Below are 13682 nucleotides of genomic sequence, written 5' to 3'. Positions count from 1 at the left end.
ATATTGTCGAAACGACGTTGACGTGTGGCATTCTGGAGCCGGACCATCCCTGTAGGATTCATGCAACCATTTGATAATACGTATAATTCATAACCTACGTTAGGTTGGTAAAGTAGGCAAATGTTTTAGAATAACGCTAATAAACCATTTGCCTGAGGGGTAACAGAGTGTCTCTCATCGATACAGAAGTGATGCGGGGCCTTAGTACTCAAGGCGCGCTGTCTCCAGAAGACAAAGCGCTATTGCTGGGCCTTGAGCTCAGCCCTAGGTACATGTCGGCTAGCGAGGTGCTCTGGCAGGAGAGTGAGGATGCTGATCTGTTCTGCGTGGTCAAGGAGGGCTGGGCATACTCCTATCGCAACTTAAAAAATGGTTCAAAGCAGGTCCTCAAGTTCTATCTCCCCGGCGATATCATCGGTATTCGCGATTTTGGTTTCACTCGCCGACTGGCAAGTGCGGCAATGATTAATAAAGGTGTGATCTGTCCGTTCTCATATCAGCAGCTTTTTGAACTTTTTGGGCGTTCGAACCTAGCCGCTGGCATCGTGGCCACAGCAACACGCCAGCAGGCGCAACTCTCCGAGCGGCTGATTTACCTCGGCAAGTATTCAGCCCACGAGCAGCTGGCACACTTTCTCTACGAAATCTATCTGCGACTCAAGCGGATCGAGGCCGTAAAGGACAACAGCTTCTTCATGCCGCTCACTCAGGAACTGATTAGCGACGCGCTGGGGATGAGCCCGGTTCACGTGAGCCGGACTTTCTCAATGCTGCGTGAGGAGGGGTTGGTGATCCGAAACCGTCAGCACGTGAAGTTACCCGACCCCGAAGCGTTGGCGCGGTTAGTCGAATTCAATGACAGCTATATCGATGAACTCCTACCTCCCTCATTTTCTGAACTTCTAAAAGCTAGCTTATAAAGCCCCGGTAGTCTCTATTGGCTGATAACAGCCCCCGCCAAAGCCCCCAGCATCCATGAGGATCTGGTTTCACCAATAGCTATTGCTCTTCCTCCATCACTTCCTCGACCCATTCCACCCACGTTTCGGTAAGGCGTTGGCCAAGCCGCAGCGTGTGCCATGGCCCGCGCTGGGCGGGCGTCAACGTCTCTGGGTTGCTAAACCACTCCCGTTCGATAGCAGCGTAGGTCGTTAGGCACTCCTTGAGTTGCTTGCGGAAGTCAGTGAGCTCTTCGCGGCGGGCCTGCTCAGGCCAGCGTTCCCAGGCGAAAAACTTGGCAAACAATGGCTGGCGCACAGGGCTGGTAGACAAGGGTTCGGCGAGCCAGATGTCCAGCGCCTGACGCCCCGCTTCGGTGAGTTGGTAAACCTTGCGGTCGGGGCGTTCGGTTTGCGGCAGAGTCTCGCACGCCAATAGGCCATCGCCGCGCATTCGGTCAAGTTCGCGGTAGAGCTGCTGGTGGCTGGCCTGCCAAACATGGGCGAGTCCCGCTTTGAAGCGCTGCAGGATATCGTAGCCAGTGCCGGGCTCACGCTGAAGAGTGATTAATAAAACGGCGCGTAGGGACATGAGTAACCGTGTGTTTCGAACGTTATGCACATAGTTGCATAATAAAATGGCAGGGGCTAGCCTTATGCAACAAGTTGCATTTGCCGGGCAGTTGACTTGGCTCTCGGAGGTTTCATGGCGTTTACCCTGCATCTCTACGCGTCTCTTCTGGCCTTGGGGCTTGGGGCGATTCTGCTGCTTTCGCCAAAGGGCACTATGCTCCATCGAATACTGGGCAGCACCTGGGTGCTCGCCATGGCGTTCTCTGCCTTGAGCTCCTTCTGGTTTGGCGGCGGCGTTCTGCCTTTAATAGGTCACTTTGGACCGATTCATCTACTTTCGTTGTGGGTACTAGTAGCTCTTGCCGTTGCAGTGGTGGCTATCCTCAAGGGGAGGGTAGAGCAGCATCGCGGTTGGATGGTTGGCGCCTATCTGGGGCTGGTCGGTGCTTTTGTCGGTTCCCTGGCACCAGGACGCTGGATCGCTGTTCAGCTGGGCTTGTGGTAATGGTTAAAAGCAAGCGTGATAGATAGAGCCACTGAGCTTCTAGCAGAGCACTCCAATCATTGTTGAGCTTATGCTAACTTAGCATTAACGATTCAAAAGATAGTGCCTCACCTATAATCAAGTTTTATTTACTTCTGCTTTCTCAGCCGATGTCTAGATAGAAGCGAGCACTGTGTTACTTGAATCTGTGTTTCCCGTATCCATTTATGGAGGCTTCAATGGAGCTTAGGCATGCGGAAGAGCTAGATCTGCCCAGAATTGTGAATATCTACAATGCAGCTATCCCAACGAGGTCCTCTACGGCGGATACGGAGCCGGTTAGCGTTGAATCGCGCCTTGAGTGGTTTCGGCAACATCAACCTGAGAGCCGTCCGCTACTGGTGTATGAACAGGACGAAGAGGTCGTTGCATGGGTAAGTTTTGAGAGTTTCTATGGCAGACCCGCGTATCGGCATACGGCTGAGCTGAGCATCTATATCGCCCCAGAGCATCAGGGTAAGCTGCTAGGCAAAAGGCTTTTATTGGCTGCCGAGAATATGGCACCAAAACTGGGTTTACGTACTCTGGTCGGTTACGTCTTTGCGCATAATACCCCGAGTATTCGGCTGCTAAAGGCTCTTGGTTACCATGAGTGGGGGCGCCTTCCTGATATAGCCGAGATGGATGGTAGGGAGTACAGTCTCTGTATTATGGGGAAGCGGCTAGCCATTAATGACCTAGCTGACCACTAAATCGGTAATAGTCGGTTTATTGCCGGTTACCCATCACCGCACCCGTAGTTGGCCCAATAGACCACGCCTGAGCGACCACTGGCTTTAATCTTAAATAAGAGAGCCCATGCCTAACCAGAAATCACCCATCATCAAGATCCACGCAACGCTAGTGGAAAAGATCAACTTTGCCTGCCATCAAAGTGCGTTTGCGGTACTGCGGGAGCTGCAGATTGAGAACCTGAATGAAGAGCAGGCTCTCTCTGATCTTACCGTGACGTTGGCGGCGTCTCCTGGGTTTGTGAAGCAGAAGACCTGGACGGTGGATCGGTTGGCAGCGGGTGGGTTGCTCGCTTTGAAAGATCGGGATCTTGAGTTAGACGGTGGTTTCCTGTTGGGGTTGACGGAATCCATGCGTGGCTCGGTGACGCTTAGCGTTCGCCAAGGTGAAGAGACCTTGGCTGAGCATACAGTGCCGGTGGAATTGTTGGCCTGTAATGAGTGGGGCGGGGCTGGCTATATGCCGGAGCTGTTGGCGGCGTTTTGTACGCCCAACGACCCGACGGTAGATCGGTTGTTGGGTCACGCTAGTCAGATTCTGCGCAAGGCGGGCAAGCCCGACCAGATTAATGGCTATGAGTCCAACAGCCGCGAGCAGGTATGGCTAATGGCTTCGGCTATTTACACCGCCATTGTCAAAATGCAGCTAGGCTACGCGCTGCCGCCCGCCAGCTTCGAGAGCAATGGGCAGAAAGTTCGCCTCCCTAATCATATTGAAAGCGCCAGGGTGGCGACCTGTCTAGATACCACCTTGCTATTCGCAGCAGCGCTGGAGCAGGCCCAGTTGAACCCACTGGTGGTGCTTACCAAAGGGCATGCTCTAGTAGGGCTATGGTTGGAAAAAGAGGATCTTTCCAGTGTGGTGGTCGATGAGGCGGAAACCCTTCGCCAGCGTATTCCACTGCAAGAACTCATTCTGATCGAGACCACCTACACCACCCAGCATCCTGCGCCGCCTTTTTCCAAAGCGGTTGAGGCGGGCAATAAGCAAGTGTCGTTGGACAAGGATCACGAGTTTATCGCAGCGGTGGATATTCGCCGGGCACGGGCCCATCGCATCAACCCCATTAGCCTGAAATCTCAGTCAGAAAACGTTTTTGCAGCCAGCAATGTAGCTGACACTTTCGAGCCGCTTTTGGAAGAGGCACCGGATTTGCCGGCAGCAACCGTGCATATGGAACAGGAGGTGTTCGAAGACTCACCGGGTGGCCGTTTGGAGCGCTGGCAACGTAAGCTGCTGGATCTATCTGCGCGTAACCCGTTGCTTAACCAGAAACCGAGTAAAAGTAGCCTGCAATTGGTATGCGGTGACCCCAGCGCATTGGAAGATTTATTGGCCACTGGGGCGCGTATTTCTATTGCGCCTTTCCCCCGACTTCAGGCGCAAGATCAGGATGAGGATATTCATCGCCAGCGAACGGGTGAAGATCTGAAGGAAGTATATTCCCGCGATGCGTTGGCCAAGAAGCAGGTGCTGGTAGAACTCACTCAAGAAGAGCTAGAAAAGCGCTCGGTCGAAATCTACCGCAAAGCGCAAACGTCGCTGAAAGAGGGGGGCTCCAATACCCTGTTTCTGGCGGTCGGGTTTTTATTGTGGAAACCGAATGACAAAGGCAGCCGCCGTTACCGTGCCCCACTGATTCTGTTACCGGTATCGCTAGAGCGAAAGTCGGTACGCAGTGGCGTGAAAATGGTTGCCAATGATGACGAACCGCGCTTCAACACCACGCTGCTAGAGCTATTGAAGAAAGATTTTGCTATCGAGATCAACGGCCTGACAGGTGCTCTACCCGAGGATGAGAGCGGCGTAGACGTGGTCGGCATCTGGAACCGGGTACGCCAAGCCATTAAGGCAGTGCCTGGCTTTGAAGTAGTGGAAGACGTAGTGTTGGGGCACTTCTCGTTCGCCAAGTATCTGATGTGGAAAGACCTGATGGATCGCTCCGAGGCGCTAAAGGAAAGCCCGGTGGTGAAGCATCTTCTCGACACCCCACGTGAGCCCTACGAAAGCGATATTCGCTTTGTAGATGCCAAGGATATTGACCGGGAATACACCCCGGCAGATTTGCTGACACCTCTGCCTGCAGATTCTTCCCAAATGTCGGCGATTGCCACCGCCGATCGGGGTAAAGATTTTGTCATTATCGGGCCGCCGGGTACCGGTAAAAGCCAGACTATCGGTAACCTGATTGCCCATATGCTGGGTAAAGGCAAAAAAGTACTTTTCGTATCCGAGAAGACTGCCGCCCTGGAAGTGGTACATCGTCGCCTGCGGGAAATCGGCCTTGGGCAGTTCTGCCTGGAGCTGCACTCCAACAAAGCGAAGAAAGCCGATGTGCTGGATCAGCTACGTACTTCCTGGAATAGCGCTTCCCAGACATCGGTAAGCGACTGGAAGGCGGAGGGCGAGCGCCTGAAAACCCTGCGTGACCGTTTGAATCGTGTTGTGAATGCCTTACATCAGCGCCACCGGAATGGGCTGACGGCGCACTACGCGATGGGTATCAAAATACGCGATGCAGCGCTCGCCGCTAAGGTAAAGCTAAGCTGGGCCAACGGCGAGATACACGACGAAAAACAGCTAGAACATTTACGCGAAATGGCGGCGTTGTTGAGCGTGCAGGCGAATGCCGTTGGCAATCTTGTCGATCACCCGCTGAGTGCCATCACTCATCATGACTGGCGGCCTCAGTGGCAGGAAGAGGTGGTCACTGTTGCCCGCCAGCTCCAAGCCAGCGCCGACAAAATGTCCCAGGATTTAGCAGCCCTGGAGAAAGCTCTGGGGATTAGCTTGGGTACGGTAAATTTGGCCAAGCTTTCCGCCGTGGCGGAGTGTGGCCAAGTGCTGCTGGATGCCTATCGCCAGCAAGCCTCTTTTGCCCTGGAACCCGATGCGCCTGATCGACTTGATGCACTGGAAGAAGCGGTCATTCAGCTTAAAACCTATATCGCTACCCAGGAAAAATTGAGCTGCAACTATGCGCCTCTGGCGTGGCAAACGCTGGATGCCGCGGCGCTTGGCCCAACCTGGGCGGCGGCCAACGAAACCTGGTGGCCGAAAAGCTGGTTCGCCAAGCGCAGTGTCGTCAAGCAGATGCGCGCAGGCGGTGCCCAGGGTACTCCAAACCCAGACAACGATATCCCCGTACTGATGCAGCTGCGCGAAACGGGCGGCCATATTGATCGCCTGGATGGCGTATTGAAGGGGCTACGGGGCTGGGACGCGTATAACTCTGACCCCGATGCTATGGCCGCCTTGAAGCTATTGGGTTCTCGTGCCCGTGTAGCGGTGGGCAAGCTTGCTGATGACGCGGAGTCGCTGGCGATGCTGCGGGGTAAGATTCGTACGCTGCTCTATGATGCCAACGACCTGCTGGCGCCGGAAGCCCCCGTAGGGCGGGTGATCAATGACTTCAAAGCGACGTTTGAGGCATTTACGGCGCTTAAAATGCAGTTTGAAACGCTGATCGGCTCAACGCTAGATGGACGTCTGGATACTCAAGTGCCCGCCTTAGAGGCGTTAAGTGCTCACTGCCAGCAGATTGTCGACCACCATATTTCGCTGAAAGAGTGGTGTGCCTGGATGCGTCGCCGTTCTGAAGCGCTGGATTGCCAGCTTGGCCCGCTGGTAGACGCCATTGAGCAGGGCAGCGTAACAGCGGATGAGGTTGAGGACGTTTTCGAAGCGGCCTACTGTGCCTGGTGGTCGTCAGCAGTGATTGGCGAAGATGAGGTACTGCGCACCTTCTCATCGCCTGAGCATCAGGCCACGATTCAACATTTCCGCGAGCTGGATACCCGCTTCAGCGCGCTGACGGCCCAATACATCGCGGCGAGTTTGTCTGGGGAAATTCCTGATCAGGACGGAATCCAGAAAAGCTCCTCCTGGGGCGTACTGCGCCACGAACTGCAGAAAAAAATGCGTCATAAGCCGGTGCGGGAGATGATGGAAACCATCCCCGATGCGATTACCACCCTGGCCCCCTGTTTAATGATGTCACCGCTCTCCATCGCTCAGTTCCTCTCCCCAGGGCAGGCGCTGTTTGACGTAGTGATTTTTGATGAAGCCTCGCAGATTACCGTGTGGGATGCGGTCGGTTCTCTGGCACGTGGCAAACAGGTCATCGTGGCGGGCGATCCCAAACAGATGCCGCCGACGAACTTCTTTGGCCGCTCTGATGATGACCCGGATGGCGACGTTGATGGTGAGGGCGATCTTGAGAGTATTCTTGACGAGCTGATGGGCTCCAGTATCCCCCAGCGGGTATTGAATCTGCATTACCGCTCCCGCCGCGAAAGCCTGATAGCATTCTCCAACAGCCGTTACTACGACAACTCTCTGGTGACCTTTCCAGCCCCGGTACACCCAGACAAGGGCGTTTCGCTGGTGCGACCACAAGGGTTTTATGCCCGTGGTAAAGCACGCCATAACCAAGGGGAAGCTAAAGCCATTGTGGCCGAGATTTTGCGGCGGCTAACCTCGGAAGATGAAGCGGTGCGCCGCCAGTCCATTGGGGTGGTGACCTTCAATACCGAGCAGCAGAGCTTGATTGAAGACCTGCTCGATAAAGCCCGCGGGGAAGACCCAAGTATCGAATGGGCCTTCTCCGACGACGAGCTGGAGCCGGTCTTCGTAAAAAACCTGGAGACGGTACAGGGCGACGAGCGGGACGTGATCTTGTTTAGTATCACCTACGGCCCAGACGAGGCCGGTCACGTCACCATGAACTTCGGCCCGCTGAACCGTAACGGTGGTGAGCGTCGATTGAACGTGGCTATGACTCGCGCCCGCTCAGAAATGGTGGTGTTCTCCACTCTGACCCCGGAGCGTATCGATCTATCCCGCACCTCGGCCCGGGCCGTGGCAGATCTCAAGCACTTTTTAGAATATGCCGAACGGGGTGCTTCAGCACTCGGCGCTGCCGTTCATGGCTCCGTGGGTGACTTTGAATCGCCGTTTGAGATTGCGGTTGCCAGAGGCCTGCAAGAGAAAGGTTGGATAGTCCATCCGCAAATCGGCGTTTCTGCCTACCGTATAGATATGGGCATTGTTCACCCGGACAAACCCGGTGTTTATTTGGCAGGCATTGAGTGTGATGGCGCCATGTACCACAGCTCAGCCTATGCCCGTGAGCGGGACAAGGTACGCCAGAGCGTATTGGAAGGATTGGGCTGGTCACTGTTTAGAGTCTGGTCAACGGACTGGTGGACAAATCGCGCTAAGGCGCTAGAGCTGTTAGATGCAGCTTTAACGCAGCAGTTGGAAAAAGCGCAAGCAAAAAACTAAGTATTTTAAATTGACGGAATAAGCACCTCACAGAGCACTCCAATCATTGTTGAGCTTATGCTAACTTAGCATTAACAACCTGTGAGGTAGCTTTCCATGTCTATTGAAATCTGGTTCGCCTTTGCCCTGGCATCGGTGGCGTTGCTCGCCATACCCGGGCCAACGATTTTGACCGTGGTTAGCTACTCCATTGCTCAAGGTAGGCGCGCCAATATTCCCCTAGTTGTTGCAGTGGCGTTGGGTGACTCAACGGCGCTGCTCTTTTCACTGCTTGGCCTGGGAGCGGTGTTAGCCACCTCGGCCTTTTGGTTCACCGTGATTAAATGGATCGGCGGTTTATACCTGCTTTATATGGGCATAAAGCTGTTGCGTGCCGGTATATCGTCGGTGCAGCCGGTAACACCGGCGGTATCAGGTTCGCGCTGGAAGCTCTTCACTAACACCTATCTCGTTACTGCGCTTAACCCGAAGGGCATTATCTTCTTCGTCGCCTTTTTGCCGCAATTCGTCAGCCCGAACGCCAATGCTGGGCAACAACTGTGGATACTTGCGATCACGTTTGTGGCGTTGGCAACGCTTAATGCCATTCTCTACGCCGTATTCGCAACGTCGGTGCGCAAGATGCTGGCATCGCGTCGTGCCCAGCGTCGCTTCAACTTGGTTGGCGGAACGTTACTCTTTTCAGCGGGTGTCTGGGCGCTGCTTGCCAAGCGGCCTGTGTAAGCAAAGGGCGGTAAATTTGATGATGAAAATGCTGTGCCTAGCGGGAGGCAACTGTGAGTGAAACTCTTCAAGAACTGCTAATGGAACTTGAGCGATTTGGCCAACAAAACGATGCTGCCATTTCTGAACGCCCAAGACGAATGCTCAATATCACCCGTGATACGGGGAAGTTTCTATCGGTACTTGTTCAGGCAACCAACGCGCAACGAGTGTTGGAAATTGGTACTTCCAACGGGTACTCCACCTTGTGGCTGGCCCAGGCGGCACAGATGATTGGAGGGCACGTTACCACCGTTGAACTTTCCGAATTCAAGCTTGCGATGGCCGCGAGGAATTTTGAGCGCTCAGGCCTCTCTAAGGTCATCACTCAGCATCGAGGGGAGGCGGGTGGTCTTCTTGAAAGCATGGACGATGCCTGTTTCGATCTGGTCTTTTTAGACTCAAAACGCTCTGATTATGTGCAATGGTGGCCTAATATCCAGCGAGTTTTACGCAAAGGTGGGCTTCTTGTGGTGGATAACGCCACCTCCCATACAGATGAAATGGCTCCTTTCATGGTGCAGGTATCGGCAGATCCCAATTTCACCACATGCACCGTCCCCGTTGGTAATGGTGAGTTTCTGGCGACGCGGTGTGGTAGTTAACGGGCAACTCTTATCATAGCTAAAAAGCACTCTAGCTGGTCATTAAAGAGGAGGCTGTTTTTTATTTATCAATGAACGTAAATCATCAAAACATAAGTGGAATAAACCATGATCAGAGATGCTGTAAAGGGTGATTCGGAAGGCATAGCGCACATTTATAATTACTACATTGAAAATACCGCTATTTCATTTGAAGAAACGCCAGTATCGGGTACCGATATCGAGCGCAGAATCGAGAATGTTCAAATGGCCGGTTTACCCTGGATGGTGGCAGTGGAAGATTATGCTGTGGTGGGCTATGCCTACGCGACTAAATGGAAAGAGAGGAGCGCCTATCGATTTTCAGCCGAGGTCAGTGTCTACCTTTCCAACCAGGTGCAGGGTAGGGGCTTGGGTGCATCGTTGTATGAAACACTCTTTTCTAAGCTCAAAGAAGGCGGGATTAATACGGTGATTGGCGGCATTACGCTACCCAACCCAGCCAGTGTCGCACTGCATGAAAAAATGGGTATGAAGAAAGTGGCACATTTTGAAAATGTTGGGTTTAAGTTCAATCAGTGGCAAGACGTTGGGTACTGGCAGTTAAGCTTGGGGGGAAAGGTCAGGAGCTGAGCAAGCGGTATCCAGTCGATGATAGCGACGCGAGTTTGCTCGGTAATTTCGAACGGGACAGGTCGGTGTGTCTTTTGCTGCATCACCATGGCTCGTGGAGATATGCGCGTACCATGGGCTATATCCCGTACTTGTCAATTGACGAGGTCGCAGCCCTTAATTTGCTATCGATGATTAAATTGAAGAGGGCAATATCTCTCGTCTTTTTTGCAAGTTGTAGCTGTACACGGATGGCCCAGATATCTCGAAGACGCAGAGGTGCCTTCTGCCCAACCAGTTTGCTTTATTCCAAGGTACAAAGGAGATTTCAGTCGCTGAGGACGCATTTCTCGCTAACGAGACACGCCTGGACAAGCTCACTAAACTCAAAGTCGATTAGGAGACTAAGGGCTTAATCATGGCTCTGCCGCGCTTGTAAAAGCTGGTAGGGCTCCTTAGTAGGTGTATCTTAGGCGTTACCCGATTAATTCCAGGTGTTGGCATAATGAGTGAGGATATTTTGATCTGCCTTGCTGGCCGTAAATGGTGCCAATACGGCTGAGCTCTGTAATCGCCAACTAGTTTTTCGGGTTTTCACACAGCCTCGCCCTTTATTGGGCACATTACGCTACTTTGTCATGTTGTAAATTTGAAAAAATGGCCTTTGGCTAGTAGCAATAATTAACCACTAAAAAATCACAGTAATGGAAGAGTTCCTTTTCATTGGGTGAGTTCTCAGAGTAGTTAATTTAAGTGACCTTGATTTTTGATAATTCTTTGCCGCTATGTGCGTAAGCGCACGGTGAGTGCTTTCTGTAGGCGTCATCCTAAGAGAGAGTTTGGCAAAGGAAATGCCTAAACAAGGATGTTGCGCTATGCGCTGTAAGGATTCAGCGCCCCTTTCTCATAGTAATAATAGTATTCCATTCTTCGTCCTGCTGTTGTCCTTGGCATTAGGTATCGTCACCTGACATTGTTTTTGACGAATAATCTCTACTCTCGCCCCGGCAGATGCTAACAGCATGGCCCATCAACTTTCATTACTAATGATGAGTAACCATATCTGTAGTGCTGCGATGGGCATTTACGAGCAATGGTTCGAGTAAGAGCACCGAGATGAGGGAGGGGGCAACTCATTCTCCACGGCATGAAGGCTTAGCATTAAAGTGATCCGCGGTAAGGAAAATGTCATGAAAATCATTTTTGTGCTAACGCTTGGAACGATAGCCTTGCTTTTGGCTTTCACCGCCCAGGATTCGCTTAGTGCGAGAATCTTCCTTGCTACGGTGGGCCTTGTGTTATTCGCGGTGGCGCTGAGTCCGAGATCTGCTCAGGGTGAAGAGAAGGCATCCAGACCCTGAATCCAAGCTAATCAAGGTGCGCTATTTCAGCGATCGATCTGAAGTGGCAGGACCCTTGGAGGGCATACTAGCAATCACATAGATACCTATACATTGTTATTCAGCTGCAATCGAAGAGAAGGATTCAGCTTAAAATTCAGAAAGAACTACCCAGAATAAGGCTTTCCAGAGCGGTCTTTCTTTGCGGGTAGCATTATGAGCCAAACTAAACTGGCAAAGGAGGTTTTATGACGACATCTTCAGATACCCACAATCGTCTGACCGCGTTAAAAAAATTCGGAACTGACCCTGGGTCGTTGCATGCAGACACCTATATCCCGAAGAATTTTCAGAAGAATGGGCCACTCGTCGTCGTTCTACACGGCAGCACCCAGTCGGCTGAGAGCTATAATCACGGATCAGGCTGGTCAACTCTCGCCGATGAATGCGGGATAGCGCTTCTGTATCCGGAGCAGAGGAAAACCAATAACGCTCTTAGCAGCTTCAATTGGTTCAAGACTGGCGACACCCGCCGTGGCGGAGGCGAACCACTCTCTATTCGTCATATGATCAATCAGGTCGTTGAGGATCACTGTATCGACCCAACACGTGTGTACATCACGGGGTTGTCCTCGGGTGGGGCAATGGCATCTGTGATGCTGGCGACCTATCCAGAGGTATTCGCGGGAGGTGCGATCATCGCTGGACTACCCTACCGCAGCGCGGACACTCTGATGCAAGCGATGGTTCGCATGAAAGGATATGGCGGCCCTTCGGATAGCAAGCTCGACTCGCTTGTGCGTGGAGCGTCGACATTTGACGGCCCTTGGCCAACAATTTCGGTCTGGCATGGTGGCAGCGATTCGACTGTAGACAATGCCAACGCTGATTCTATCGTTCGACAGTGGCAGAAGATTCACGAGGTCGAAGGGCCACCGACCCGAGTTGAGCAGGTAGATGGTTTTCCCCGACAGGTCTGGTGCAACGCGGACAGGCGGGAGGTGATCGAGGAATACATCATCGGCAAGATGGGGCACGGTACGCCGATCATGGCTGAGGGGGAAGACGGCCTCGGGGAAGAAGGCAAGTATATGCTGGAAGTCGGTATTTCTTCGACCCGCCATATAGCGCATTTCTGGGATCTTACTGCGTAAGGTAGCGGTGGCCGGTTGGTTCTTTCCACCATCGCTTAGACACTCAAGATAGTGCCAACGTACAACGCTCTGCTCGAATGGCTCAGATAATGTAAAGCTTCGTCTAAGGCGCTTGCTCTGCATTATCTGAGCATTTTTCATTTGTCAGCACTTATAGTGTGAGGTCTACATTTTGCTCACACGTAACTATTCGTCCTTTCTCTTCCAACCGAGACATCCGTCTGAACGAATATGTAGTCGGTTCATGTTGCTGGATAAAAGGGCTTGGGAGAGAGGTCAGAGCGCTACTTCTCTTTTCTTTTACAATGACTTCATTACTCTGGCATATAGTGCGCAATCTTCGGTGTAGCACTCGCAGGCCGTCTCAATCAGGCCCGGTCGGTCAAGCACGACGATTGCGCCACGGTGATAACGAATTAAGCTACGGGCCTGAAGGGCGGACGCTGCCAGCGTAATCCCGGCACGCCGGACACCGAGCATCATGGCGAGAAACTCATGGGTCAGCTGCAATTGAGCAGAGTTAGCGCGATCCTCCGTCATCAGCAGCCAGCGGGCGAGCCGGGCTTCAATCTGATGGAAGTGGTTACAGGCCACTGATTTCGCTAGCTGATTCATCACCACATAGAGGTACTTATTTAACCGTTGATGCAGCACAGGGCCCTTCTCAAGTAGCCACTGGAAGCGGGCAGCGCTGATACGCAAGGCGGTCCCCGAGCCCTGAACCAATGCAAGGAGGGGCGCCTCATTGATACCTAGCACCAGCGAGGTGCCCAGCATACCTTCTCGGCCTGCCATCGCGACTTCAAGCCGGATGCCACCATTGATGACTGCAATGAGTGAAATAAAACTATCGATGGGGAAGTAAACGTGGGTGATCGTATCGCCGGGCTGGAATAACACTTTGCCAAAGGCAAGTTCCACGGTTTCACAGTCAGCCATCAAGGCATACCGCTCAACGTCTGGTAGCGACGCAAGTAGCTGATTGGTGTTAGGAGTGTGCAAAAAATAAGACATGCGCCTCTCCGGTCATAAGAACTGCGTATTCCGCCCTATCGTGACCGCCCATTCCGTTTGAACGTGACCGTCTGTTCTGGATGATGGTGACCGCGCATTCCGTTTTATCGTGACCGATTTTGGGCAGTTTTCCGGAATCGCCG

Annotated in this window: 10 protein-coding genes; 8 read left to right on the top strand and 2 right to left on the bottom strand. The window is 52.8% G+C overall.

What is annotated here, in order from left to right; all coding sequences use genetic code 11:
- Window positions 1-167 precede the first annotated feature (167 nt).
- Window positions 168-920, top strand: coding sequence for a Crp/Fnr family transcriptional regulator (locus tag V8L70_RS09150; protein WP_101146367.1), 753 nt, complete (start codon window positions 168-170; stop codon window positions 918-920).
- Window positions 921-999: 79 nt separating this feature from the next.
- Here the strand turns inward: V8L70_RS09150 and V8L70_RS09145 are convergent, their stop codons facing one another.
- Complete coding sequence (locus V8L70_RS09145; RefSeq protein WP_232774820.1) at window positions 1000-1530, bottom strand: PadR family transcriptional regulator; 531 nt, start codon at window positions 1528-1530, stop codon at window positions 1000-1002.
- A 114-nt stretch (window positions 1531-1644) separates the two neighbouring features.
- On the opposite strand from V8L70_RS09145, the gene V8L70_RS09140 reads away from it, so the two are divergent.
- The 7 genes from V8L70_RS09140 to V8L70_RS09110 all read left to right on the top strand — a co-directional run bounded on the left by V8L70_RS09140 (window position 1645) and on the right by V8L70_RS09110 (window position 12525).
- Window positions 1645-2016 carry a DUF2306 domain-containing protein gene (locus V8L70_RS09140; RefSeq protein WP_101146379.1) on the top strand — a complete coding sequence of 124 codons (372 nt, stop codon included), beginning with the start codon at window positions 1645-1647 and terminating at the stop codon, window positions 2014-2016.
- Between the two features lie 218 nt (window positions 2017-2234).
- On the top strand, window positions 2235-2747 hold the full coding sequence (locus tag V8L70_RS09135; RefSeq protein WP_198556030.1) for a GNAT family N-acetyltransferase: 513 nt from the start codon (window positions 2235-2237) through the stop codon (window positions 2745-2747).
- 106 nt (window positions 2748-2853) lie between these two features.
- Entirely contained in the window at window positions 2854-8073 is a 5220-nt protein-coding gene (gene proA / locus V8L70_RS09130; RefSeq protein ID WP_101146364.1) for an anti-phage protein ProA, read from the top strand.
- A 96-nt stretch (window positions 8074-8169) separates the two neighbouring features.
- Entirely contained in the window at window positions 8170-8796 is a 627-nt protein-coding gene (locus V8L70_RS09125; protein WP_101146363.1) for a LysE family translocator, read from the top strand.
- Window positions 8797-8849: 53 nt separating this feature from the next.
- A complete protein-coding gene (locus tag V8L70_RS09120; protein WP_232774818.1) occupies window positions 8850-9440 on the top strand; it encodes an O-methyltransferase in 591 nt (196 codons plus the stop codon).
- A gap of 108 nt (window positions 9441-9548) precedes the next feature.
- Window positions 9549-10052: an arsinothricin resistance N-acetyltransferase ArsN1 family B gene (locus V8L70_RS09115; RefSeq protein ID WP_101146362.1), complete on the top strand. Its 504-nt coding sequence runs from the start codon at window positions 9549-9551 to the stop codon at window positions 10050-10052.
- Between the two features lie 1567 nt (window positions 10053-11619).
- Window positions 11620-12525 carry an extracellular catalytic domain type 1 short-chain-length polyhydroxyalkanoate depolymerase gene (locus V8L70_RS09110; protein ID WP_008956714.1) on the top strand — a complete coding sequence of 302 codons (906 nt, stop codon included), beginning with the start codon at window positions 11620-11622 and terminating at the stop codon, window positions 12523-12525.
- 300 nt (window positions 12526-12825) lie between these two features.
- Here V8L70_RS09110 and V8L70_RS09105 read toward each other — a convergent pair whose 3' ends face one another.
- On the bottom strand, window positions 12826-13539 hold the full coding sequence (locus tag V8L70_RS09105; RefSeq protein WP_101146361.1) for a Crp/Fnr family transcriptional regulator: 714 nt from the start codon (window positions 13537-13539) through the stop codon (window positions 12826-12828).
- Window positions 13540-13682: the final 143 nt, after the last annotated feature.

Origin of the sequence: Vreelandella arctica, assembly GCF_037070215.1 — a bacterium.
GTDB classification, from domain to species: domain Bacteria; phylum Pseudomonadota; class Gammaproteobacteria; order Pseudomonadales; family Halomonadaceae; genus Vreelandella; species Vreelandella arctica.
The sequence above is the reverse complement of the archived record's forward strand: the minus strand, read 5'-3'. Positions and strand labels throughout refer to the sequence as shown.

Excerpts from the sequence above, each read along its gene's own strand:
- V8L70_RS09115 (WP_101146362.1), top strand. The coding sequence starts at position 9,549 with ATGATCAGAGATGCTGTAAAGGGTGATTCGGAAGGCATAGCGCACATT.
- V8L70_RS09105 (WP_101146361.1), bottom strand. The coding sequence starts at position 13,539 with ATGTCTTATTTTTTGCACACTCCTAACACCAATCAGCTACTTGCGTCG.
- V8L70_RS09140 (WP_101146379.1), top strand. The coding sequence starts at position 1,645 with ATGGCGTTTACCCTGCATCTCTACGCGTCTCTTCTGGCCTTGGGGCTT.
- V8L70_RS09110 (WP_008956714.1), top strand. The coding sequence starts at position 11,620 with ATGACGACATCTTCAGATACCCACAATCGTCTGACCGCGTTAAAAAAA.
- V8L70_RS09135 (WP_198556030.1), top strand. The coding sequence starts at position 2,235 with ATGGAGCTTAGGCATGCGGAAGAGCTAGATCTGCCCAGAATTGTGAAT.
- V8L70_RS09125 (WP_101146363.1), top strand. The coding sequence starts at position 8,170 with ATGTCTATTGAAATCTGGTTCGCCTTTGCCCTGGCATCGGTGGCGTTG.
- V8L70_RS09145 (WP_232774820.1), bottom strand. The coding sequence starts at position 1,530 with ATGTCCCTACGCGCCGTTTTATTAATCACTCTTCAGCGTGAGCCCGGC.
- proA (WP_101146364.1), top strand. The coding sequence starts at position 2,854 with ATGCCTAACCAGAAATCACCCATCATCAAGATCCACGCAACGCTAGTG.